The organism is Lysobacter sp. Root916 (assembly GCF_001429785.1).
In the GTDB taxonomy this organism is placed as follows: domain Bacteria; phylum Pseudomonadota; class Gammaproteobacteria; order Xanthomonadales; family Xanthomonadaceae; genus Lysobacter.
The window spans coordinates 475,993-499,615 of sequence record NZ_LMJF01000013.1 but is presented as its reverse complement, the minus strand read 5'-3'; the positions used below and the strand labels follow the sequence as shown (position 1 = coordinate 499,615).

The window sequence follows — 23,623 nt, the reverse complement described above, 5'->3', positions numbered from 1 at the left end:
TCATGAACTCGCCTGCCCCGGCAGGTGCCTTGATGGATTAAGGAGACACCGATGCACCCTGTGAACCGTTCCGCGCCGTCCGCTGCCAAAGCGGGCGGCGCTCTCTCGCCGCGCCTGCCCTTGCGCTGGTGTTCGATCCTGTTGTTGTTCCTTGCCGCCGTGCTCGCCAGCGGCGTCGCGTCCGCGCAGGCCTGGTTGCTGACGCCGGCCGAACGCAAGACCTATCTGCAGCACTACGCGCCGGTGATCATGCAGCGCGCCGAGGAAAGCAGCAGCAAGAAGGGCCGCGACTGGATTTCGAACTACGACTTCGATCGCGACGGCAATTTCGCCAACAACCGCTACACCTGGCCCAACCTGCTGTCGCAGTACATCGCCGCCTCGGCCGCGGGCACCGGCGCCTATTCGAACTGGCGCATCCGCCCGACTCTGTATTCGTCGGTGATCGAGTACATGGACGGCAACAGCAAGGCCCTGGTGCTGCTGTACCACGTCTATCACCCGGTCGATAAGAAGGCCAACGAGATCCACGACTGGGAACGCATCGAAGTCGTGGTGCGCGGCGTGACCGGCACACCGGGCGCGGGCGGCGAGTACGTGGGCCACGTCACCATCACCAGTCACAAAGACCATGTGATGCGCAGCTACGGCAGCTCCGACCTGAACTTCATGCAGGTCGCCGGCGGCAAGCACGTGATGATCTGGCAGGCCGACGAGGACAACACCGAACTCGGCACGCACGGTCACGAACTGCATTTCGTGCAGGACGCCTACAGCACCATCGCCGCGCGTCGCACCGCCAACAACAAGGCCGAAGTCGAAGTCACCAACGACGACGACAAGTCGGTGCACTACGTGTGGGTGCCGGAGACCTCCAACGCCGCGGTCACTGCCTGGGGCGCCAGCAGCATCAACTACGGCAACGCCAACGCGCTGGCCGCCGGCCGCGACGACACGGTGTCATGGTCGCTGGTGAAGCGGATCACCTACGAACTTCAGGACCTGGCCGACGTGTTCGGCGGGCAGTGGTCGGGCGCCAACTGGTCGATCAATTGGAATTCGGGCCAGACCGCCGACATCCTGCTCGACACGCCGATCACCGACGAGTTGGGCCAGGTCGAAGTGCCGGTCGGTCTGCAACGTTTCTACGTGCTGTCGCGCGATACCTCCAGCTCCAGCCTGACCGACGGCCGCGACGGCGTGCTCGGCAAGGATTGGCTGTGGGGCGCGTACTCGGCCGAGACCAATGCCGACACCATCTCCGGTTCCGACAAGCTCGGCGGCTACAGCGGCGCCGGCCGCGACAGCTACAACCGCAATCGCGCCGACGCCAGCGGCGACTACGCGTCCTTGAACGCCTATTGGCGCCAGCACGATCTGCTGGTGCACTCCGGCGGCATCGACACGCGCGAGAACTACGAAGCCGGCCAGTGGCTGCTCAACGGTTGGGAGCTGCCGCAGAACGGCGGTTATGACGGCCGCTGGGCGCAGCTGTACGACGATCGCGTGGCCTATGAGCCGCTGGGTCCGCTGATCGTGATCATGCCGGCCTCGGCGCGCGGTTGCGGCGACTCATGGAGCGTCACCGCCACCGTCAACGGCGGCCTGCCGCCCTACACCTACAGCTGGAGCAACGTGATCTGGTACTCGCCCGACGGACGCACCGCCGAAGTCGGCAGCGGCCAGAGCGCGACCCTGGTGGTCGGCAGCGCGGACGGGCAGAGCGCCACGCGCAGCTTCTTCAACATGGCCAGCTGCCCGGGCGGTGGTGGTGGCGGCGGCGGTGGGAATCCGATTCCCTAAGTCTTGCCGCCGCAATGGATCGCGGTGATCGATCACTGCGATTTCACGAGCCCCGCTGACGCGGGGCTCTTTAGTAGATTCGCGCGCGGGTCCCAAGGCATCGGAAGTGAAAGCGCCAGGCTGAGCACCGCTCACATGCCGTGTTCCTGGCTTGCGTGGCGGCGTTCTCGATCGGCGCGCTGGGCACCCTCCCTGGGCGCAAGTTCGCTGCGCCTGGGCGCGGCGGCTGGGGCAACGTCGCCGGCGGCTGATTGATCGACGTGGCCGCGGCTCGCCACTGGCGGTGGCGGCCGCGATCAGTGTTCTGTGCGGCAGGTTTGGTCAGCGCAATGGGATCGTTCGGTCTGACTCGCGGTTCCAGGCTCCAGGCGCAGGCATCGACCTGAGCGCGACTTGCAGTCCATCCCAGGCGCCCTCATTTTCGCGAAGCGCCGGCTGGCATCAGGCCGGATCGAGTTGGCGTCGCTTGGCCCGCGGACCGGCATGGGCGCGAACATGCCATTGATGCATCGGTCGGTATGACGCGCACTACCGAAGGCTTTCCGCGCGGAGTACAAAGCAAGCGAGCGGCCTCACTCACTCTATCGCGGGGATTAATCTATGCGTGGCGTTGGATCTGCCCTGGGTGCTTTGCTTATTGGCGCGGTAGTGGGGGCCTATGTGGCGACCGAGCGTGGCAGTTCGCAGGAAGCCATTCTCGTGGGGGCCGGTGTAGGAGGAGCCTGTGGCTTGGTGTTCTTCGGCTGTGGCGGAATCCTCGGGTGTGCGCTTTCGGCAATCAAAGTGTTGCGAAAAGACGCATCCATCGACCAGCTGAGGATGTGGCTTGAAGGCTATCTGGCGATGGGGATATCGCTCGCGCTTGGCGTCGTCGCCCTCGCCGCCGTATTCTTTTTCTGGGTGTGAGCACGCTGCTTCGCAGTTCAGGGCTGCGGGTGCCGGCAGGCGTTGAGGCCGCCCAGGCTCCTGGTGTACCGGCCGTAGTCCCGAAGGGCGAATGGCTGAAGATGTCTCGGGACGACTGCGTGGCGCCGTTGCAGGAACTCGATGCCCTCAGGAATGAGTTTCCATGAAGACCTCCATTGTTCTGGTCGTTCTTGCGGGTCTAGGTATGGCGGGTGGGTGCTCAAGGGTCTTCGGTTACGAAGAAGTGCTTTCGGAGACCTACGCCACATACTCCGAGGCAGCGACGAAGCGAGCCTTCGAGTCGGGCTGGCTTCCAAAGGAAATGCCGCGGTCTGCCCGGAGCATCGTTGAGGTGCACAATGTCGACACCGGGGAGCTGTGGTTGCGATTCCGATATGGCAGTGGAGATATCGCGGGGCTGCTCGCGAATTGCGCGGCGCGACCCGCGCTGGATCTTCCGGATCGCAGAAGGACACAGCGGAGCACGCCATGGTGGCCGGAGTACTTGGCGAAGGACTCGCAGGGGCCGTCGCCTATGCCGCTCGGCCTCTACTCGTGCCCGAAAATGAGCCATGCGGGCTCCATCTATCCGGCAGGAATAGCGGTCGACCGCGAGACGGAAACCGTTTGGTACTGGATTACCAGGTAATCCTGCCCAGCTGCGTTGCCGTACAGAGGTCTCCGGCGAAGTAGGCCCGGTTGTTTTGACGGGAGATCGAACGATGGCGTGCAAAGCCCGATAGCGGCTTGTTAGCCCCTACAAGAGCAGCCCCGCATTCGCGGGATACGCTGGAGGGGCATGGAGCAACCAAATCTGACTAGGTGGCGAACCCATTGGTGTGCGCCGGGGCGGTCAGCTCTATTTTGTCCATAACGATCATTTGGGGCGGCTGGAGTGGGGCGCCGATGCGGCGCAGGGGTGCCGAGGGGCTCTATTTTCGCGTTCCTCCGTTACCGGCGGCCCCCAAGTTGCTCACTATTCCGAAGGCGGGTTGTCTCTCTCCTTCGACGCGAGTAAGTCTGTAGATGCGATGATTTGCGGCGACTTGGATCTCGGCTGGCGGTTTGTGGGAGGAGGGCCATGAAACTTGTAGCCTGCGTGTTGGCGTTCTTGCTGGGCACGTGGTTCTCGGCGAGCTTCCTTGGAGCCGAGCACGTCGACATCCGCCTCCCGGCCGAAAGGCTCTGGGTTCTTTGCGGCTACGCATTGGCGACCGCAATGGCCTTCGCGACGCTTGAGGAATTCATCAGGAGGGTAGCGCCAGGCGTTCGTTACGGCTGGCTCACGGCAACCATTGTTCTTCTGGCTTTCTTCTTTCTTGGGGCGTCGGTTGCTCGGCTGGCTTATCTCACCGTTCAAAGCCAGACTGCCTCCATTGATGCTGTAGCGGTTGGCTTCTTTCTGGGGTCGTTTTTATTGGCCATTGGCGTCGCTCTGCCAAAGATCGTGATGGCGGTGTTCAAGATCCGCAGGGCGCGCAAGAAGGGGGCGTAAGCAATCGGACTGGGTATCCCGCGGATGCATACTCCGAGTGACAACGAGGTGCGAGCGCGCTCAATAGGGGCTGCGAGTCACGGAGCGGTACGACCCGCGTTCGCTTAACCCCAAAACCAACAGCCCCGCATTCGCGGGGCTGTTGGTTCTGCGGGATGCCGTACGCGATCAGTCGCCCAGCGTCAGCAACGACGCGTTGCCGCCGGCCGCCGTGGTGTTGACGGTGATCGTCTTCTCGGTGGTGAAGCGCGGCAGGTAGTGCGGGCCGCCGGCCTTAGGGCCGGTGCCGGACAGGTTCTGGCCGCCGAAGGGCTGCACGCCGACCACCGCGCCGATCTGGTTGCGGTTGACGTAGCAGTTGCCGACCTTGACCCGCGCGGCGATGCGCTCGATGGTCTCGTCGATGCGCGAGTGGATGCCCAGGGTCAGGCCGTAGCCGGTGGCGTTGATCGCGTCGATCACCGCGTCGAGCTGGTCGCCCTTCCAGCGGATCACGTGCAGGACCGGGCCGAAGACTTCCTTGTGCAGCTGGTCCAGCGACTTCAGCGCGTACGCGCGCGGGGCGAAGTAGCTGCCGTGGGCGCTGTCGGCGTCGAGCGCGACTTCGGCGATCTTGGTCGCTTCCTGGTCCATGCGCGCGGCATGGTCGTTGAGCATCTTCAGCGCGTCTTCGTCGATCACCGGGCCAACGTCGGTGGAGAGCAGGCCGGGGTCGCCGACCTTCAGCTCGGCCATCGCGCCGGCCAGCATCGAGGTCACCTTGTCGGCGATGTCTTCCTGCACGAACAGCACGCGCGCGGCGGAGCAGCGCTGGCCGGCCGAGGTGAAGGCCGAACCGATCGCGTCCTTGACCAGCTGTTCCGGTAGCGATGAGGAGTCGGCGATCAGCGCGTTCTGGCCGCCGGTCTCGGCGATCAGCACGCCGATCGCGGCGTCGCGCGCGGCCAGGGCACGGTTGATCGCGCGCGCGGTGTCGGTGGAGCCGGTGAAGGCCACGCCGGCCACGCGCGGGTCGCGGGTGAGCGCGGCGCCGACGGTGGCGCCGTCGCCGGGCAGGAACTGCAGCACCGCTTCCGGCACGCCGGCTTCGTGCAGCAGCTTCACCGCGTAGTAGCCGATCAGGTTGGTCTGCTCGGCCGGCTTGGCGATCACGCTGTTGCCGGCGGCCAGCGCGGCCGCGATCTGGCCGGCGAAGATCGCCAGCGGGAAGTTCCAGGGGCTGATGCAGACGAACACGCCGCGGCCGGACAAGTGCAGGGTGTTGGACTCGCCGGTGGGGCCCGGCAGCGCCTCGGGCGCGAACAGCTTGCGCGCCTGCTGGCCGTAGTAGCGCAGGAAGTCGACCGCCTCGCGCACTTCGGCGACGCCGTCGGGGATGGTCTTGCCGGCTTCCTTGGTGCACAGCGCGATGTAAGCGGGCATGCGCTGTTCGAGCAGGTCGGCGGCGTGTTCGAGGATCGCGGCGCGGCTGGCGGCCGGCGTCGTATCCCAGGCTTCTTGCGCGGCGACCGCGTTCTTCAGCGCCAGCTCGACGGTGGCGGCATCGGCGGCGCGCCACTGGCCCACGGTCTCGCGGCGGTCGGCCGGGTTGGTCACGGCGATGTCGGGGCCGGCGGCGTTGGCGCCCGGCACCAGCGGCGCGGCGCGCCAGTCGCCCACGGCGGCGTTGACCTGCTCGGCCAGGGACTGCAGTTGCTGATCGTTGGCGAGGTTGACGCCCATGGAATTGGTCCTCTCGAAACCGTAGCTGCGGTACAGGTCGACCGGCAGCGGAATGCGCGGGTGGGGGATGCTGGCGAACGCGGACACGGTTTCGACCGGGTCGCGGATCAGTTCGTCGATCGCGATGTCTTCGTCGGTGATGCGGTTGACGAAGCTGGAGTTGGCGCCGTTCTCGAGCAGGCGCCGCACCAGGTAGGGCAGCAGGTCCTCATGCGAACCGACCGGCGCGTACACGCGGCAGGGCACGTCCAGGCGGTCGGCGGGCACGACTTCGGCGTAGAGGTCGTCGCCCATGCCGTGCAGCTTCTGGAACTCGAACGCGCGCCCGGCGGCCATGCGGTGCACGGTGGCGATGGTCTGGGCGTTGTGGGTGGCGAACATCGGATAGATCGCGTCGCTGGCTTCGAGCATGCGGCGCGCGTTGGCCAGGTAGGACACGTCGGTGTTGGGCTTGCGCGTGAACACCGGATAGCCGAGCTGGCCGTCGACCTGGGCGCGCTTGACCTCGCTGTCCCAGTAGGCGCCCTTGACCAGGCGCACCGGGATGCGGCGGCCGGTGCGGCGGGCCAGGTCGGCCAGGAAGTCGATCACCTCAGGCGCGCGCTTCTGGTAGGCCTGCACGGCCAGGCCGTAGCCCTGCCAGCCGTCCAGCGACTTGTCGGCGTAGGCCGCGGCGATCACGTCCAGCGACATTTCCAGGCGGTCGGCTTCCTCGGCGTCGATGGTGAAGCCGATGCCGTAGCGCTTGGCCAGCTGCGCCAGTTCCAGCACGCGCGGGGTGAGTTCGGCGAACACGCGCTCGCGCTTGGCGTGCTCGTAGCGCGGGTGCAGCGCCGACAGCTTGACCGAGATGCTGGGCGCGGCGAACACGTCGTGCTGCAGGTAGTGGCCGCCGGGCCCGCTCTTGCCGATCGCGTGGATCGCCTGGCGGTAGGCCTCCAGGTAGCGCAGCGCGTCCTTGGTGGTCAGCGCGCCTTCGCCCAGCATGTCGAAGGAATAGCGGTAACTGGCGTTGTCGCCCTTCTTGGAGCGCGACAGCGCCTCGTCGATGGTGCGGCCCATCACGAACTGGTGGCCCATGATGCGCATGGCCTGGCGCACGGCCAGGCGGATCACCGGCTCGCCGACGCGGCCGATCAGGCGCTTGAAGGCGTTATGGACGTCGCGCTTGGTGTGGTCGGCCAGATCGACAAGGTGGCCGGTCAGCATCAGGCCCCAGGTCGAGGCGTTGACCAGGACCGAGTCGGACTGGCCCAGGTGGCGCTTCCAGTCGGCCTCGCCGAGCTTGTCGCGGATCAGCTTGTCGGCGGTGTCCTGGTCCGGGATGCGCAGCAGCGCCTCGGCCACGCACATCAACAGCACGCCCTCCTCGCTGCCCAGGTCGTACTGGCGCATGAAGGCTTCGATCGCGCCCTGGTCCTGGGCGCGGGTGCGGACCCGCGCGACCAGGTCGGCGGCGGTGGCCTGCGCGGCCTGGCGGTCGCTCTCGGGCAGGCGGGCCTGTTCGAGCAGGCGTCCCACGTGTTGGGCCTCGTCGCGGACCCAGGCGGCGGTGATCGCCGCGCGCGGGCCGGCCGGGACCGGGGGGAGTTCGGGGCTGATCAGCGCGCGCGGCGGCGGGCCGTCGGCGGCGTCGGAGGAGGAGTCGATGGTCATTCGGACCGCAGCGCAGCGGAGGGGAGCCGCTTAGTTTAGAGCTTTCGGTCCAATCCGGACTGTCGTAACCCGGCGTCCGGCGTTGCGGCCCGCGCATCGGAGCGCCGGGCGGCCCCGAATCGGGCCGAATGGAGCCGGTCGCCGCGCTGTCGGCGTCGGCCGGAGCGGCGGTCGGCAGGGCCCGCACAGCCCCCGGCGACGGTCGCTCCGGGCCGTTCGCGCAAGGCCCGCAGCGCGTGCGTGAACGCCTCGCGGGTTGCCGCAGAGCGGGTCGGAGGCTACCATTTCGCGGATTATCCGTAGCGCCGTCACCGGCGTGATGGGCCCTGGACGGGGCTCGCCAGCCACCTTCTTCCGGACGGTCCCCCGCGCCAGCATCTGGCCGGGCCGGTGCCGGGAGGGGCAGCCCGCGGAGCAGACAACGCAACCTTCTACGATTTTCGGGGCTCGAACTGATGAAAGCCGGTCGTTTCAAGCAGTGGGCAGTGGGTGTCGCCGCGATGGCGGTGCCGGTCCTTGCATTTGCTCAGGCGGCCGATCCCAAGCCGTGGCAGTTGAACATGGGCCGTGGCGTCACCGCGCAGTCGGTCAACGCCTACGAAGCGCACATGATGGCGCTGTGGATCTGCGTGGCGATCGGCATCCTGGTGTTCGGCGCGATGGCCGTGGCGATGTTCAAGTTCCGCCACTCCAAGGGCGCGGTGCCGGATAAGGACTTCACCCACAGCACCAAGCTGGAAATCATCTGGACCGTGGTCCCGGTGGTGCTGCTGGTGGCGATGGCGTTCCCGGCGACCAGCAAGCTCATCAAGATGTACGACACCCGCGAGTCGAAGATGACCATCAAGGTCACCGGCTACCAGTGGATGTGGAAGTACGACTACCTGGGCGAGAACGTCTCGTTCACCAGCCGCCTGGACCGCAAGAGCGACGCGCTGCGCCAGAGCAAGAAGACCGTCACCCAGGCCGACCACGAGCATTACCTGCTCGACGTCGACAACGTCCTGGTGCTGCCGACCGATACCAAGATCCGCTTCGTGATTACCGCCGACGACGTCATCCACGCGTGGTGGGTGCCGGCGCTGGGCTGGAAGCAGGACGCGATCCCGGGCATCGTCAACGAAGCCTGGACCGAGATCAAAGAGCCGGGCGTGTACCGCGGCCAGTGCGCCGAACTGTGCGGCAAGGACCACGGCTTCATGCCGATCGTCGTGCGCGCCGTGCCCAAGGCCGAGTACCAGCAGTGGCTCGCCGAGCAGAAGGCCAAGAACGCTCCGGCCGCGGCGCCCGCCGCCCCGGCTGCGCCGGCCGAAGCCGCTCCGGCGCCCGCGACGGCCGGCACCCCGAACTCCGACGCCACGACCGCTCCCGCGGTCGCCGGTTGATCGTCAAAGCATTCCTAGAGGTAGGCCATGGCAGCCACGCACCCCGTCGCCGATCATCACGATGATCATCACGCCCACCAGCAGGGCTTCATCGAGCGTTGGTTCTTCTCGACCAACCACAAAGACATCGGCACGCTGTACCTGATCTTCAGCTTCGTGATGTTCATCATCGGCGCGGGCATGTCGGTGATCATCCGCGCCGAACTGGCGACCCCGGGCCTGCAGTTGGTCAGGCCCGAGTTCTTCAACCAGATGACCACCATGCACGCGCTGGTGATGATCTTCGGCGGCGTGATGCCGGCCTTCGTCGGCCTGGCCAACTGGATGATCCCGCTGCAGATCGGCGCGCCGGACATGGCGCTGCCGCGCATGAACAACTGGTCGTTCTGGATCCTGCCGTTCGCCTTCAGCCTGCTGCTGATGACGCTGTTCCTGCCGGGCGGCGCACCGGCCGGCGGCTGGACCCTGTACCCGCCGCTGTCGCTGCAGGGCGGCAACAACGTCGCCTTCACGATCTTCGCCATCCACATGATGGGCATCAGCTCGATCATGGGCGCGATCAACGTGATCGCGACCGTGCTCAACATGCGCGCGCCGGGCATCGACCTGCTGAAGATGCCGATCTTCTGCTGGACCTGGCTGATCACCGCCTTCCTGCTGATCGCGGTGATGCCGGTGCTCGCCGGCGCCGTGACCATGCTGCTGACCGACAAGTTCTTCGCCACCTCGTTCTTCAACGCGGCCGGCGGCGGCGACCCGGTGATGTTCCAGCACATCTTCTGGTTCTTCGGTCACCCCGAGGTCTACATCATGATCCTGCCGGCGTTCGGCGTGGTCTCGGAGATCATCCCGACCTTCAGCCGCAAGCCGCTGTTCGGCTACCAGGCGATGGTGTACGCGACCGCCTCGATCGCCTTCCTCTCGTTCATCGTGTGGGCCCACCACATGTTCACCGTCGGCATGCCGCTGGGTGGCGAGATCTACTTCATGTTCGCGACCATGCTGATCGCGGTGCCGACCGGCGTGAAGGTGTTCAACTGGGTCACCACCATGTGGCGCGGTTCGATCAGCTTCGAATCGCCGATGCTGTGGGCGATCGCGTTCGTGATCCTGTTCACCATCGGCGGCTTCTCGGGCCTGATGCTCGCGATCGTGCCGGCCGACTTCCAGTACCACGACACCTACTTCGTGGTCGCGCACTTCCACTACGTGCTGGTGACCGGCGCGCTGTTCTCGATCATCGCCGCGGTCTACTACTGGTGGCCGAAGTGGACCGGCCGCATGTACAACGAGACCGCCGCCAAGTTCCATTTCTGGTGGACGATCGTGTTCGTCAACCTGCTGTTCTTCCCGCAGCACTTCCTGGGCCTGGCCGGCATGCCGCGCCGCATCCCGGACTACAACGTGGTGTTCGCGGACTGGAACCTGATCAGCTCGATCGGCGCCTTCGGCATGTTCCTGACCCCGTTCATGATGCTGGGCATCCTGTGGCACTCGAAGAAGTACGGCGCCAAGGCCGAAGCGCGTTCGTGGGAAGGCGCCAAGGGCCTGGAGTGGACCCTGTCGAGCCCGCCGCCGCACCACAGCTTCAGCACGCCGCCGGTGATTCGCGATGGCGACCTGGCGCATGGCGACATCACTCATTGAGGCTTACGCCGCAGTAAGAAGCTCGGAGAACATTGCTTCGGATTGATACGGATTGCACGCCACATCCCCGCCTACTCCGCTGCGCGGAGCAGGCCGCCCCCTTTACTAAAGGGGGCTCCAAGGGCTGGCTTTCCGGAGCATAGGAAACGTATGAACAAGACGCCTGACAACTCGGATATCGCAGCGCGCCGCAAGAGCGCGCGGCGCACCGCGTTGTGGGCGGCGGCGATCGCGGTGACGGTGTACGTGTTGTTCATCCTTAGCGGCGTGATGTCGAGCGGTGTGGTCTCGAAATGAGCGCCGGCAGCGACGACCGCGGCAAGAAGAACACCGCCGGGCTGGTGAAGCTGGTGCTGGTGGCGCTGGCCGCGTTCGCCTTCACCTTCACCCTGGTGCCGCTGTACCGCATCGCCTGCGAGAAGGTGTTCGGCATCCGCCTGGAGCGCACCGCCGCCGAAGACGTGGGCCAGGCCCAGGACCAGGCCAAGGGTGCGCGCACCGTCACCGTGCAGTTCGACGGCGGCGTCAATTCCAAGCTGCCGTGGTCGTTCCATCCCAACCAGGTCACCATGCAGGTGCGCCCGGGCGAACAGTACGAAACCACCTACTACGCGCATAACGACAGCGACCGCACCATCGTCGGCAGCGCCGTGCCCTCGGTCGCGCCCGCGCGCGCCTCGGGCTATTTCAGCAAGACCGAATGCTTCTGCTTCACCGCGCAGACCCTGGCGGCGGGCGAGAAGCGCGACATGCCGGTGCGTTTCATCGTCGACCCCAATCTGCCGGCCGACGTCAACACGATCACGCTGTCGTATACCTTCTTCAAGAACGATGTGCTCACTGCGCGACATCAGGGCTCGACGGCCAAGACGCCGGCGTCGCCGCTGTCGGCGCCGTGATCCCGGTTTCGCCGCGCACGCCCCTTCATCAGTACCGAACCTAACGGAACGCCGCCATGGCCCAAGCACACACGCCAGACGCCAACACCTACTTCGTGCCGCACAGCAGCCGCTGGCCGTTCCTCGGTTCGATCGCCCTGTTCACCACGATGATCGGCATCGCCAGCTGGCTCAACGAAGTCAGCTGGGGCAAGCCCACCTTCTTCGTCGGCCTGGCCCTGATGTGCGGCGTGCTGTTCGGCTGGTTCGGCGACGTGATCCGCGAATCGGTGCGTGGCCACTACAACCGCCAGGTCGATATCTCGTTCCGCATGGGGATGATGTGGTTCATCTTCTCCGAAGTGATGTTCTTCGCGGCCTTCTTCGGCGCGCTGTTCTACGCCCGCCAGTTCGCGTTGCCGTGGCTCAGCGGCGTCGGCGACGGCGTGATGACCAACAGCCTGCTGTGGAGCGGTTACGCCGCCGGTTGGCCGACCAACGGCCCGGGCGCCGTCGGTGGCGTGTTCGAGACCATCCCGGCGTGGGGCCTGCCGCTGCTCAACACCATGATCCTGCTGACCTCGGGCATCACCGTGACCATCGCGCACCACGCGCTGAAGGCCGGTCACCGCAAGCAGCTGCTGGTGTTCCTGGGCCTGACCGTGGCCCTGGGCTGCCTGTTCCTGTTCTACCAGGCCGAGGAATACATCCACGCCTACAAGGAGCTGAACCTGACCCTGGGTTCGGGCATCTACGGTTCGACCTTCTTCATGCTCACCGGCTTCCACGGCGCGCACGTGACGCTGGGCACCCTGATGCTGGCGATCATCTGGTTCCGCTGCCTGAAGGGCCATTTCGACAAGGACAACCACTTCGCGTTCGAGGCGGTGGCCTGGTACTGGCACTTCGTCGACGTGGTCTGGCTGGGCCTGTTCCTGTTCGTCTACGTGCTTTAACAGCCGGGATTCGGGAGTAGGGATTCGGGATTCGCAAGGGCGAAGCTCGAATTCCTAGGCCAAAGCAAAAAGCGACGGGCCTGCCGTCGCTTTTGCTTTTAGCGAATCCCGAATCCCAAATCTCGAATCACGGATTTCGGCCGATACCGTGCGGCTGGATCCAGCCCATCTTGATCGACAGGATGATGATCAGGATCAGCGCGACGGACAGCGCGATGCGGCGGGTCAGCGCGTTCACCGTGCGCTTGCTCTGCCCCTTGTCCACGAGCATGTAATAGAGGCCGGCGCCCAGGTTCCAGAGAATGACGACCAGGAACGCAATGATCAGCAGGGTCTTGAGCGAGTCGTTCATGGCGGCCTCCGGCGGCGCGCGCGATACCGCGAGAGCCGGATTATCGCAGTCCGGCCGGAGGATGTCGTGAGCCGTCGGCGCAACCTGATCGTGGGCTGGACGCTGGCGCTGCTGACCATCGCAGCGTTCGTCAACCTGGGCCTGTGGCAGTCGCGGCGCGCGGTCGAGAAGCAGGCCATGCTCGACGCCTCGGCGCGCGTGCTGGGCGAACGCCGGCCGGGTTCGTTGGCGCTGGCTGCCGATCCGGCGCGGCGCCGCGACTACGACTGGGCCGCCGGCCGCGGCGCGTTCGACGCGCGCGGCGCCCTGCTGCTGGACAACCAGCAGCGCAACGGCCGCGCCGGCGTGCGCGTCTACCGCGTGTTCGTGCCCGAGCAGGGCGCGCCGCTGCTGGTCGACCTGGGTTGGCTGGCGCTGGACGGCCAGCGCCGTTTCCCCAGCATCCCGCGCCCCGAGGGCGGTCTGGAGCTGCGCGGCCTGCTCGCGCCGCCGCCCTCGACCGGCATCGCGCTGGGGCCGGCGCTGGGCCGCCAAGGCGAGGGCTGGCTGCTGACCCGCGTCGATACCGAGGCGATCGGCGCCGGCATCGGCCTGTCGGTGCCGCTGGCGCCGCGCGTGCTGCGCCTGGATCCGGCCTTGAAGCTGGGCTACGAGCGCGACCTGGAATTGCTCGCCAACACCCTGCCGCCGGAACAGCATCGTGGCTATGCGGTGCAGTGGTTCGCGCTGGCCGCGGCGGTGCTGGCCACCGCCTTGATACTCACTTTCCGGAAATCCCGTCGATGAACGTTCCTCCCACCGACGCCAAGCGCAATCGCAATCGCGTGATGCTGCTGGCGATCTTCGCGCTGTTCTTCGGCAGCATGCTGGTCGCCGGCGCCCTGCGTTTCTCCGGTTGGCGCCCGCACGGCATGAAGAACCACGGCGAGCTGCTGCAGCCGCCGGGCGACCTGCGCCAGGTCGTGCCGCGCCTGGCCGACGGCAAGCCCTACGAGTGGCGTCCGGGCGAGCGCCTGTGGCGCATCGCGCTGGCGCCGCCGGCCGAGTGCACCGCCGCTTGCGTCAAGCTCGCGCGCGACCTCGACACCGTCTGGCAGCTGTTCGGCAAGGATGCGGATCAGGTCCACATACTGTGGATCGGCCAGCCGCCCGCGGGCGCTCCGCATCCGGCCGCGCTGCGCATCGTGCAACCCTCGCCGCAACTGCGCACCGGCCTGCCGCGCCTGGACGATCCCAAGGGCGTGCCGGTCTATGTGATCGACCCGAACGGCTTCGTGATTCTGCGCTACGCTCCCGGCTTCGATCCGGCCGACCTGCGCGAAGACCTGTCCAGGCTGCTGAAACTGATGTGACCCGGCCGCGGGTCGCTACAGCGCCCGCGCCCTGTCGCCACCGAGTCAACCGCAAGAGTTCCGCATGAACGTGACGTTCAAACCGACCTGGTACCGCAACTTCCACCGCATCGCCTGGCTGGCGGTCGCGCTCGCGCTGTGCGTGATCGTGTTCGGCGCGTTCGTGCGCCTGTCCAACGCCGGTCTGAGCTGCCCCGATTGGCCGACCTGCTACGGGCGCGCCGCGTGGCCGACGGCCGCGCACGAGGCCAGCGATCATGTCGCCACCGCGATCCGTCCGGTCGAGGTGCACAAGGCCTGGCGCGAACAGTTCCACCGCATGATCGCCGGCCTGCTCGGCGTGCTGACCCTGACCCTGGCGCTGCTGGCCGCGCGCCGGCGTCGTTACGGCGTGGCTCAGGTGATCGTGGCCGCTGTGCTGGTTGCGGTCTCGATTCCGCTGTACATGAAGGGCCAGCACGTCGCCGCGTCGGTGCTGGCCGCATTGGGCGAAGCGATCCTGCTGATCGCCGCGCTGCGCTGGAACAACAGCGACTTGTCGCGCGTGGCCGCGCTGACCCTGGCGGTGATCGTGTTCCAGGCCCTGCTGGGCATGTGGACCGTGACCTGGCTGCTCAAGCCCATCGTGGTCATGGGCCATCTGCTCGGCGGCTTGCTGACTTTCTCGCTGCTGCTGTGGATGGCCTGGCGCGCGACCGATCTGCCGATCCGTCTGGCCGAGGCGGTCACGGTGCGCAAGCTGGTGATCCTGGGCATCGCCCTGCTCGGCGTGCAGATCGCGCTGGGCGGCTGGACCAGCGCCAACTACGCCGCGCTCGCCTGCGGCAACGATTTCCCGACCTGCGTCGGCCAGTGGTGGCCCAAGCACGACGTGCGCGAGGCCTTCGTGCTGTGGCGCGGCATCGGCGTGGACTACGAAGGCGGCATCCTCGACGGCGAGGCGCGCATCGCGATCCAACTCGCCCACCGCGCGATGGCGATGCTGGTGTTCGTGTACCTGCTGGGCCTGGCGGTGAAGCTGCTGCGCACGCCGGGCATGCTCGGCTGGGGCACGCTGCTCGCGCTGCTGACCCTGGCCCAGGTCGGTCTGGGCATCGCCAACGTCAAGCTCGGCCTGCCGCTGACGGTCGCGGTGCTGCACAACGCCGGCGCGGTGCTGTTGCTGTTCGTGCTGGTGTCCCTGTTGGCGCGCCTGCGCGCGCCGGAGCACTGAGCATGGCCGCCGCCCACGCCAGCCTGCGCCAGTACTGGTCGTTGACCAAGCCGCGCGTGGTCGCGCTGATCGTCTTCACCGCCCTGGTCGGGATGCTGCTCGCGGTCGACGGCGTGCCCACCGGCGCGGAGACCTTGCGCGGGCTGCTCGGCTTCCTCGGCATCTGGTTGGCCGCGTCCAGCGCGGCGGCGATCAACCAATTGCTGGACTCGCGCATCGACGCCAAGATGGCGCGCACCTCGTGGCGTCCCATCGTCGCCGGCCAGATCACCCCGAGCCAGGCGCTGGTGTTCGCGCTGATCCTGGCCGCGCTGTCGATGGCGATCCTGATCCTGTGGGTGAACACGCTGACGGCGGTGCTCACCTTCGCTTCGCTGATCGGTTACGCGGTGATCTACACCGTCTTCCTCAAGCGCGCGACCCCGCAGAACATCGTGATCGGCGGCATCGCCGGCGCGGCGCCGCCGGCGCTGGGCTGGGCCTCGATCACCGGCACCCTCGACCCGCACGCACTGCTGCTGGTGCTGATCATCTTCGTGTGGACGCCGCCGCACTTCTGGGCGCTGGCGATCTTCCGTCGCGAGGACTACGCGCGCGCGATGGTGCCGATGCTGCCGGTCACCCACGGCGTGCAGTACACGCGCTGGCAGATCCTGTTCTACACCGTGCTGCTGGTGGCGGTGACCGTGCTGCCCTGGGCGACCGGCATGAGCGGTCTGTTCTATCTCGGCGGCGCGCTGGTGCTGGGTGCGGTGTTCCTGGGCTACGCCTGGAAGCTGATGGACCCGCCGGACGAGCTGTACGCGATGAAGGTGTTCAACTACTCCATCGTCTACCTGATGGCGCTGTTCGCGTTCTTGCTGGTCGACCATTGGCTGCTGCCGCTGATGCAGCCGGGGCCGTTGTTCGAATTGCAGCCGGTGGCTTAAAGCCGGCGCGTATAGATCGGCCTCAGCCGCCGCAGCGCGGCGGCCAATTCGTGTCCACGGTCGGCTGCAGGTCGACCAGGAACAGTTCTCCGGAATCGCGCTCGTTGGCGACCTGGCCGAACAGCACCCGATCGCCCTTGGGCGAGAACAAGGGCCCGACCTGGAACACGTCCTCGCGCGCGGGCACGCGTCCGCGCGCGACCCAGGCTTTGCCTGCGCGCTCGAACCGGTACAGATGCGAGCGCCCGTCGCCGCGCTGCCCGACCAGGATCAACTGGTCCTCGTCGCGCGATACCTCGACTTCGTACTCCTGTTCGGCGGTGCTGATCGGCGGGCCGACCAGGCTCACGTCCCAGCCGCCGTCGTTGCGCAGCCGGCCCTCGTAGATGTCGGTCAGGCCCGGCCCGCCGGGGCGCGAGGACCCGAAGTACAACCGGCCGCTCGCGGTCTCGCGTGGCAGCAGTTCCGATTCGGGCGAGTTCACCGGCGCCGGCAGGCGCTGCGGCGCCGACCACGCGCCGCTGGCATCGCGCCGCACCATCCAGATATCCAAGTCGTCGGCGTTCGCACCCTGGCGCGAGGACACGTAGTACAGGCGCTGGCCGTCGTGGCTGACAAAGGGGTCGGCCTCCTGCGCGTCCGGCGGGCCGGCGAAGGGCGGCGGCAGCGGCGCGCTCCAGCCACCGGGCTCGCAGCGCGACATCAGCAGGCGGTAGCGGCCGAAGGCGCGGTCGCTGCGCATGAAGTAGAGCTCGCGGCCGTCGGGGGTGAACGTGGGCGAGGATTCGTACTGGTCGCTCGCGATCGCGGCGGGCGTCCACGGCCGCGCCTGCGGGTGTGGCTCGCCGGCGTGGCAGGACAGCGGGAGCAGAGGAAGCAGGCACCAGCCCAGGCGCGGGAACGCTCGTCGCATCGCGGCATGCTCGGGCGGTTCGGCTGCGCCCCGGTAATCCCAGGCTAGCGCGCCTCTACCGGTAAAACAAGTTTTAACGGTTATGATCGCGACCTATCCGAAACGAGGGCGGGCGATGGACAGGAGAGGCTTCTGCGCGATCGGTCTGGCGCTGCCGCTGACGACGCCGCCGGCCGCAGACGGCAAAATGGAGCGGCGCAGCTACGCCGTCGCCGACGGCACCTACGCCCAGGCCGCGGAGATACGCGAGCCGAGGCGGCTGCTGTTCGTGAGCGGGCAGGTGCCGGCCGACGCCGAGGGCGAGGTGCCGGCGGGATTCCGCGATCAATGCGCGCTGGCCTGGCGCAACGTCGGCGCCCAGCTCGAGGCCGCGGGCATGGCCTACGAACACCTGGTCAAGGTCACGGTCTATCTGGCCAGGCGCGAGGATCGCGAGCTCGCGCGCGAGGTCCGTCAGCAGGTGCTGGGCCGTCTAGCGCATCCGCCTGCCTTGACCGTGGTCGTGGTTGAGATCTACGACGGCGCCTGGCTGCTGGAGATCGCGGCGATCGCGGCGGCGTGATCGGCGGTCGCGCCCGGGCAGGCGCCGCCCCGGCGCGGTTCCGTCTCCCGAGCGGACGATGCGTTGAATCGGTCAATCGCGGAGCCGTGGACTGGGCTAGAGTCTGCGCGACGCACCACGGAGGGCAGGCATGATCGATCGACGCACGTTCATCGGCGCCGCGGGACTGGCCGCATTGGCCGCCGCCAGCAATCCCGTATTCGCCGCCGCGGCCGCGCCGCCGCGCTGGAAGCCGTATCGCGACACCCTCGCGATCGACGCGCTAGGCGGCAGCGAGCTGTTCTACATCAAACCCGACGACCCGGCGGTGCCCAATGCCGTGCAGGCGCTGCGCGAGTGCGGCCTGAGCGGCATCATGGCCAGCGTCGCGCCGCAGGGCCGCTTCTGGTACACCGACCAGGCTTACGCCGAAACCAAACAGCGCGTCGAGGACTGGAAGGCGGTGATCGCACGCCATCCCGACGTGATGATGCTGGTGCGCGATGCCGCCGATCTCAAGCGCGCCCAGCGCGAGCGCCGGGTCGGCATCATCTTCACCTTCCAGGGCACCGAGCCGCTGGGCGAGGACGTCGACCGTATCGCCCAGTTCCGCGAACAGGGCCTGCGCGTGCTGCAACTCACCCACAACCGTCGCAATCTGGTCGGCGACGGCTGCATGGAGCCGGGCAACGCCGGGCTGAGCAATTTCGGCCATCAGGTGGTCGAGCGGCTCAACGCCGAAAAGATCGTGGTCGATCTGGCCCATGGCGCGCCACGTACCATCCGCGAAGGCATCCTGGCCTCGAAGGCGCCGGTGTTGATCGGACACACCGGTTGCCGGGCCCTGTCCGACGTGCCGCGCATGGTCTACGACGCCGAGCTCAAGCTGCTGGCCGACCGCGGCGGCGTCGCCGGCATCATGTTCTGGCCCTACCTGCGCGCGCAGGGCCAGCAGACCTCGGCCGACATCATCCGCCATATCGAGCACGCGCTGAAGGTCTGCGGCGAGGACCATGTCGGCATCGGCACCGATCTCAACCTGACCGCGGTCGACATCACGCCCGAGTACGTGAAAGACAACACCGAGATGATCAAGGGCATGATCGGCGACGGCATCTTCGAAAAGGGACGCGATCCCAACCTGTTCCTATTCGCGCCCGACCTCAACACCGCCGACCGCTTCGAGACCCTGGCTGGCATGCTGTCGGCGCGCGGGCATTCCGATGCGCGCATCGCCAAGATCCTGGGCGGAAACTTCGCGCGGGTGATGACCGAAGTCTGGGGCTGATCGATCGCGGCGATCGCCGCGATCCCACCAATGGAGAGCACTGCATGGCAAATAGACGCGAGTTCCTGATCGGCGCCGGCGCCTTGGCGTTGGCGAGTTGGGCCAAGGGCGCGCATGCGCTGACGCCGCCGGCGCCGCTGCCGACCTGGGCGCCCTACGCTAGGACCTTCGCGCTGGACGCCTGCGGCACGATCGGGCGCCAGGACCATCAGCCCGACGCCATGCTCAGCGCCGAGGAGCTGGCCGACCTGCGCGAATCCGGCCTGAGCGCTCTGCAGATCACGGTGGCGCCGGTAGGCCACTACCTCAACGCCTTCGAAGAGACCATGGGCCAGATCGCGTTTTGGGACGCGGAGCTGGCCGCGCACCCCGAGCAACTGCTGTCGTTGCGCGACGCCGCCGACCTGCAGCGCGCACGCGATGAGAACAAGACCGGCCTGATCTACAACTTCCAGGACACCACGCCCTTCGGCGAGGATCTCGATCGCGTGGGCGTGTTCCATCAGCTTGGCGTGCGTTCGGTGCAGCTGACCTACAACCTGCGTAACCTGGTCGGCGACGGCTGCCTGGAGCCGGCCAATGCTGGCCTGAGCAAGTTCGGTCGTCAGCTGATCGAAGCGCTCAATCAGAAGAAGATGGTGGTCGACCTCGCCCACAGCGGTCAGCGCACCGCGCTGGAGGCGATCGCGGCCTCGAAGTCGCCGGCGGTCATCAGCCACACCGGCTGCGCCGCGTTGGCCGCGTTGCCGCGCAACAAGACCGACGCCGAACTGCGTGCGGTCGCCGAGCGCGGCGGCGTGGTCGGGATCTACTTGATGCCGTTCCTGCGCACCCAGGGCCAGCCGATGGCGGCCGACCTGATCGCGCATCTGGAGCACGCGGTGAACGTCTGCGGCGAGGACCATGTCGGCATCGGCACCGACGGCACCGTGTCGGCGACCCAGCTGACCGCGCAGTACAAGGCCGAGCACCGCAAGTTCATCGCCGAGCGCCGCGCCAAGGGCATCTCGGCGCCGGGCGAGGCGGATGACGTGTATCTGATCCTGCCCGACCTCAACCATCCGCGCCGCTTCGAAACCCTGGGCGCGATGCTGTCGGCGCGCGGGCACTCGGACGCGCGCATCGGCAAGATCCTGGGCGGCAACTTCAAGCGGGTGATGAGCGAAGTCTGGGGTTGAGCCCTGGGCTGCGGCCGAGGACGTCGACGCGATCGAGAGCGTCGACGTAGGGTGCGGTGAGCGCTATCGAACCGCACCGTCGCGCGGGTGCGTGGCATGGCGATGGTGCGGTTGCCACCGCACCCTACGGAGCCGTTGCCGTCATTCCCGCGAAGGCGGACTCCCCCTTACTTCGGCGGGGCGGAACAACCAGTAGGGTGTGGTGAGCGCTAGCGAACCGCACCGTCGCGCGAGTACGAGGCATGGCGATGGTGCGGTTGTCACCGCACCCTACGGATGCGGTGGGCGCATCACGCGCATCACGCGATTCGCCGCACCCGCTCCACTCAGAGCGCCGGCCCCGAATACCCCGCGATCTGCGCGCGCAGCGCGCGCGCGTCCTGCAGCAGGCGCGCGGTTTCGGCGCGCTCCTCCATGCTCAACGCCGAGGGCCCGAGTTCGCGCAACTTGTCGGCGATCTCGGCCTGGCGCTGTTCCACCGCCTGCAGCTCGAGCTGGCTCATGGTGCCGAGGAAATAGCGATTGATGACCTGCTCGTCGCCGACGAAGCTGCTGGCGGCGAGCTTCTGCAGCGCCTTGGCTTCCTCGCGTTCGGCGAAGTGTTCGATCAGCGCGCCGGTGTTGATGTCCGGGCGCGCGGCGATCAGCTCGACGATCTCGGTCAGCAGCTCCACGCCGTTCTGGCGCAGCGCGGAGAAGCGGTAGGGCGACTGCAGTTCCAGCGCCAGCGCGGGCTGCTGCAACAGCAGTTCTATCGCCGCGCGCACCAGCGAGCGCTTCTGCGTCGGCGCGCCGGCGCGCGCGCGCTGCGCGGGTACGTGGGTCTCGGGCGCGCTCGCTCGCGCGCCGACGCCGGTGAGTTCGGTCAGGCGCTGGCGCATCAGGTCGCCGAAGGCGCCGTCGGGGATCTGCGCCAGCAGCGGCTTGGCGCGCTCGGCCAGGCGGCCCTTGCCTTCCAGCGTGCCCAGGTTGACGTCGGCGGCCAGCGAGTCGAACAGGAACTGCGACAGCGGCGTGGCCTCGCGCAGACGCCGGTCGAAACCCTCCGCGCCTTCCTTGCGCACCAGCGAATCCGGGTCCTCGCCCTCGGGCAGGAACAGGAAGAAGGCCTGGCGGCCGTCCTTCATGCGCGGCAGCACCGATTCCACCGCCTTCCAGGCCGCGCCGCGGCCGGCGCGGTCGCCGTCGAAACAGAAATACACGTCGGCCGCGTTGCGGAACAGCAGCTCGGCGTGGTCGGGCGTGGTCGCGGTACCCAGGGTGGCCACCGCGGTGTCGACGCCGTGTTGGAACAGCGCGACCACGTCCATGTAACCCTCGACCACGATCAGGCGCGGGATCTTGTTGTGGGCCTGGCGGACCTGCCACAGGCCGTAGAGTTCGCGGCCCTTGTGGAACAGCTGGGTCTCGGGCGAGTTGAGGTACTTGGGCCCGTCTTCCTTGTCCAGCACGCGCCCGCCGAAGGCGATGGTGCGGCCGCGGCGGTCGTGGATCGGGAACATCACCCGGTCGCGGAACTTGTCGTAGACGCGGCCGCTGTCGTTCTTGGAGAACAGGCCGGCGCGCTCCAGCAGCTTCATGCGGCGCTCGTCGGTGCCCAGCGCGTCGCGCAGTGCGTTGAAGCCATCGGGCGCATAGCCGATGCCGAAGCGTTCGCGGATGTCGGCGCTGACGCCGCGGCTGTCGAGATAGCCCTGGGCCTTGCCGCTGTGACCGTACTGCTTTTGGAAGAAACGCGAGGCCGCCTCGACCGCGGCGTAGAGATCGCGACTGTCGGAATCCTCGTTGCGCTGCTGGGTATCGCGCGGCACTTCCACGCCGACGCGCTTGGCCAGTTCCTCGACCGCGTCGAGGAACTCGAGGCGGTCGTAGTTCATCAGGAAGCTGATCGCGGTGCCGTGCGCGCCGCAGCCGAAGCAGTGATAGAACTGCTTGGTCGGCGAGACCGTGAACGAGGGCGAGCGCTCGTCGTGGAACGGGCACCGCGCCGAGTATTCCTTGCCTTGGCGCTTCAACGGGATGCGCGCGCCTATCAGCTCGACGATGTCGGAGCGGGCGAGGAGGTCGTCGATGAAGGCGTCGGGGATGCGGGCCATCGGAGGGCTAGGATGCCATGGGGGTCAGGCGAAAACGACAAAGCCGGGCGGACCCGGCTTCGTCTGGACTAGCGTTTTCAGTCGCGGACGTAGTGGTCGCGCTCGGAGCCTTCATAGCGGCCGCTGCGCAGGCAGCAGTACCTTGAACCTCCGAGCCGACCCGCACGGACAGGGATCGTTGCGGCCCAGCTTCTCGAGCAATTCCTTGTCCGAGTGGACCACCCGGTCGCCGCGTTTGACGCGGGTCTCGGACGGATAACCTTTGCGACGCTTACGCGTGATCTCGAAAGCTCACGTCGTGGGGGTGGTTGCGCTTCATGGTGCACCTCCTTGCAGGGGCCCGGTCGGGCCCAAACCTTTACTTGCTAAGACGCTGCTTCACCAGCGCCGACACCTGGCCCATATCGGCCTGGCCGGCGAGCTTGGCCTTGAGCGGGCCCATCAGCTTGCCCATGTCGGCCGGGCCGGTGGCGCCGGTCTCGGCGATGGCGGCTTCGATCGCGGCCAGGATCTCGGCCTCGCCCAGCTTGGCCGGCACGTAGCGCTCGATCACCACGATCTCGTCGCGTTCGACCGCGGCCAGGTCCTCGCGCGCGGCGGCTTCGTATTGGCTGACCGAGTCGCGGCGCTGCTTGACCATCTTGTCGAGCACGGCGATCACGGCGGTGTCGTCCAGCTCGATGCGCTCGTCGACTTCCTTTTGCTTGATCGCGGCGTTGATCAGGCGGATCACGCCCAGGCTCTGCTTGTCGCCGCTCTTCATCGCGGCCTTCATGTCGTCGGTGAGTCGTTGCTTGAGGCTCATAAGGGCAGGGATTCGAGATTGGGGATTCGGGATTGGCAAAAGCGCGGATCGAAGGTGCGCAGGGTGGCTTCAGGGGGCTTTTACGAATCCCGAATCCCGAATATCCAATCCCGGCTGCAAACGCAAAAAGCCGGCGGCGCAGGGCGCGGCCGGCTCCTTGGTCATCCCTCGCTGGCCCCGTCCGCGGACGGTGGGGCTGCGCGGGATGCGCGATCAGTACAAGCGCTTGCGCTTGGTGACGTCGCGGCCGACGCGGCGCGCCTGACGCTTCACCGCGGCAGCGGCCTTGCGCTTACGCTCCTGGGTGGGCTTCTCGTAGAACTCGCGCTTGCGGGTTTCGGCCAGAACACCGGCCTTCTCGCAGGTGCGCTTGAAGCGGCGCAGGGCAAACTCAAAGGGCTCGTTTTCGCGGACTTTGACGCTGGGCATACGTAATCTCGGATTCGGGGACCGGCCCGTACAGACCGGGCGAGCCGTGCATTATAGCGGCGGCCCTACGGAAGGTGCA

Annotated in this window: 22 protein-coding genes and 1 pseudogene; 16 read left to right on the top strand and 7 right to left on the bottom strand. The window is 67.2% G+C overall.

Annotated features, from left to right (window positions below):
- Nucleotides 1-51 precede the first annotated feature (51 nt).
- The 4 genes from ASE35_RS14725 to ASE35_RS14710 all read left to right on the top strand — a co-directional run bounded on the left by ASE35_RS14725 (nucleotide 52) and on the right by ASE35_RS14710 (nucleotide 4,204).
- Nucleotides 52-1,803, top strand: a complete 1,752-nt coding sequence (locus ASE35_RS14725) for a SprB repeat-containing protein (RefSeq protein WP_200957036.1) — start codon at nucleotides 52-54, stop codon at nucleotides 1,801-1,803.
- Between the two features lie 600 nt (nucleotides 1,804-2,403).
- A complete protein-coding gene (locus ASE35_RS22085; protein ID WP_057164308.1) occupies nucleotides 2,404-2,709 on the top strand; it encodes a hypothetical protein in 306 nt (101 codons plus the stop codon).
- A gap of 163 nt (nucleotides 2,710-2,872) precedes the next feature.
- Nucleotides 2,873-3,358 (top strand): hypothetical protein, encoded by a 486-nt coding sequence (locus tag ASE35_RS14715; RefSeq protein ID WP_057164307.1) that lies wholly within the window; start codon nucleotides 2,873-2,875, stop codon nucleotides 3,356-3,358.
- A 432-nt stretch (nucleotides 3,359-3,790) separates the two neighbouring features.
- Nucleotides 3,791-4,204: a hypothetical protein gene (locus ASE35_RS14710; RefSeq protein WP_057164306.1), complete on the top strand. Its 414-nt coding sequence runs from the start codon at nucleotides 3,791-3,793 to the stop codon at nucleotides 4,202-4,204.
- Nucleotides 4,205-4,372: 168 nt separating this feature from the next.
- Here the strand turns inward: ASE35_RS14710 and putA are convergent, their stop codons facing one another.
- Nucleotides 4,373-7,582 (bottom strand): bifunctional proline dehydrogenase/L-glutamate gamma-semialdehyde dehydrogenase PutA, encoded by a 3,210-nt coding sequence (gene putA / locus ASE35_RS14705; RefSeq protein WP_056181172.1) that lies wholly within the window; start codon nucleotides 7,580-7,582, stop codon nucleotides 4,373-4,375.
- Between the two features lie 455 nt (nucleotides 7,583-8,037).
- Here putA and coxB point away from each other — a divergent pair, with 455 nt between their 5' ends.
- The 5 genes from coxB (at nucleotide 8,038) to ASE35_RS14685 (ending at nucleotide 12,448) form a co-directional block, all read left to right on the top strand.
- A complete protein-coding gene (gene coxB, locus ASE35_RS14700; RefSeq protein ID WP_056181169.1) occupies nucleotides 8,038-8,967 on the top strand; it encodes a cytochrome c oxidase subunit II in 930 nt (309 codons plus the stop codon).
- A 27-nt stretch (nucleotides 8,968-8,994) separates the two neighbouring features.
- On the top strand, nucleotides 8,995-10,614 hold the full coding sequence (ctaD, locus tag ASE35_RS14695) for a cytochrome c oxidase subunit I (protein ID WP_056181166.1): 1,620 nt from the start codon (nucleotides 8,995-8,997) through the stop codon (nucleotides 10,612-10,614).
- Nucleotides 10,615-10,764: 150 nt separating this feature from the next.
- Complete coding sequence (locus ASE35_RS21770) at nucleotides 10,765-10,911, top strand: hypothetical protein (protein WP_200944024.1); 147 nt, start codon at nucleotides 10,765-10,767, stop codon at nucleotides 10,909-10,911.
- Entirely contained in the window at nucleotides 10,908-11,513 is a 606-nt protein-coding gene (locus ASE35_RS14690; RefSeq protein ID WP_057164305.1) for a cytochrome c oxidase assembly protein, read from the top strand. Before ASE35_RS21770 ends, ASE35_RS14690 begins: the two co-directional genes overlap by 4 nt.
- 56 nt (nucleotides 11,514-11,569) lie before the next feature.
- Nucleotides 11,570-12,448, top strand: coding sequence for a cytochrome c oxidase subunit 3 (locus ASE35_RS14685; RefSeq protein ID WP_056181161.1), 879 nt, complete (start codon nucleotides 11,570-11,572; stop codon nucleotides 12,446-12,448).
- Between the two features lie 127 nt (nucleotides 12,449-12,575).
- On the opposite strand, the gene ASE35_RS14680 is transcribed toward ASE35_RS14685, so the two are convergent.
- Entirely contained in the window at nucleotides 12,576-12,800 is a 225-nt protein-coding gene (locus ASE35_RS14680) for a twin transmembrane helix small protein (protein ID WP_057161100.1), read from the bottom strand.
- 66 nt (nucleotides 12,801-12,866) lie between these two features.
- On the opposite strand from ASE35_RS14680, the gene ASE35_RS14675 reads away from it, so the two are divergent.
- The 4 genes from ASE35_RS14675 to cyoE all read left to right on the top strand — a co-directional run bounded on the left by ASE35_RS14675 (nucleotide 12,867) and on the right by cyoE (nucleotide 16,294).
- Entirely contained in the window at nucleotides 12,867-13,586 is a 720-nt protein-coding gene (locus ASE35_RS14675) for an SURF1 family protein (RefSeq protein ID WP_057164304.1), read from the top strand.
- Nucleotides 13,583-14,152: a hypothetical protein gene (locus ASE35_RS14670; protein ID WP_057164303.1), complete on the top strand. Its 570-nt coding sequence runs from the start codon at nucleotides 13,583-13,585 to the stop codon at nucleotides 14,150-14,152. The genes ASE35_RS14675 and ASE35_RS14670 overlap by 4 nt, the downstream gene beginning before the upstream one ends.
- Nucleotides 14,153-14,216: 64 nt before the next feature.
- Entirely contained in the window at nucleotides 14,217-15,365 is a 1,149-nt protein-coding gene (locus ASE35_RS14665) for a COX15/CtaA family protein (protein WP_057164302.1), read from the top strand.
- Nucleotides 15,366-15,367: 2 nt separating this feature from the next.
- On the top strand, nucleotides 15,368-16,294 hold the full coding sequence (gene cyoE / locus ASE35_RS14660; protein ID WP_056181146.1) for a heme o synthase: 927 nt from the start codon (nucleotides 15,368-15,370) through the stop codon (nucleotides 16,292-16,294).
- 22 nt (nucleotides 16,295-16,316) lie between these two features.
- Here the strand turns inward: cyoE and ASE35_RS14655 are convergent, their stop codons facing one another.
- Entirely contained in the window at nucleotides 16,317-17,207 is an 891-nt protein-coding gene (locus ASE35_RS14655; RefSeq protein ID WP_057164301.1) for a PD40 domain-containing protein, read from the bottom strand.
- A gap of 115 nt (nucleotides 17,208-17,322) precedes the next feature.
- On the opposite strand from ASE35_RS14655, the gene ASE35_RS14650 reads away from it, so the two are divergent.
- From ASE35_RS14650 to ASE35_RS14640, 3 genes are all read left to right on the top strand, one after another.
- Complete coding sequence (locus ASE35_RS14650; RefSeq protein ID WP_200957035.1) at nucleotides 17,323-17,769, top strand: RidA family protein; 447 nt, start codon at nucleotides 17,323-17,325, stop codon at nucleotides 17,767-17,769.
- Between the two features lie 130 nt (nucleotides 17,770-17,899).
- Nucleotides 17,900-19,036, top strand: coding sequence for a membrane dipeptidase (locus ASE35_RS14645; RefSeq protein WP_057161095.1), 1,137 nt, complete (start codon nucleotides 17,900-17,902; stop codon nucleotides 19,034-19,036).
- A gap of 44 nt (nucleotides 19,037-19,080) precedes the next feature.
- A complete protein-coding gene (locus ASE35_RS14640) occupies nucleotides 19,081-20,214 on the top strand; it encodes a membrane dipeptidase (protein ID WP_057164300.1) in 1,134 nt (377 codons plus the stop codon).
- Nucleotides 20,215-20,540: 326 nt separating this feature from the next.
- On the opposite strand, the gene ASE35_RS22210 is transcribed toward ASE35_RS14640, so the two are convergent.
- From ASE35_RS22210 to rpsU, 4 genes and pseudogenes are all read right to left on the bottom strand, one after another.
- Nucleotides 20,541-21,095, bottom strand: coding sequence for a hypothetical protein (locus ASE35_RS22210; protein ID WP_255356397.1), 555 nt, complete (start codon nucleotides 21,093-21,095; stop codon nucleotides 20,541-20,543).
- Nucleotides 21,072-22,310: pseudogene (dnaG, locus tag ASE35_RS14635) on the bottom strand (DNA primase); the annotation flags it as partial. The gene ASE35_RS22210 and the pseudogene dnaG, both read right to left, overlap by 24 nt.
- A gap of 358 nt (nucleotides 22,311-22,668) precedes the next feature.
- Nucleotides 22,669-23,115: a GatB/YqeY domain-containing protein gene (locus ASE35_RS14630; protein WP_057164298.1), complete on the bottom strand. Its 447-nt coding sequence runs from the start codon at nucleotides 23,113-23,115 to the stop codon at nucleotides 22,669-22,671.
- Nucleotides 23,116-23,328: 213 nt separating this feature from the next.
- Entirely contained in the window at nucleotides 23,329-23,544 is a 216-nt protein-coding gene (rpsU, locus tag ASE35_RS14625; protein WP_056181125.1) for a 30S ribosomal protein S21, read from the bottom strand.
- Nucleotides 23,545-23,623: the final 79 nt, after the last annotated feature.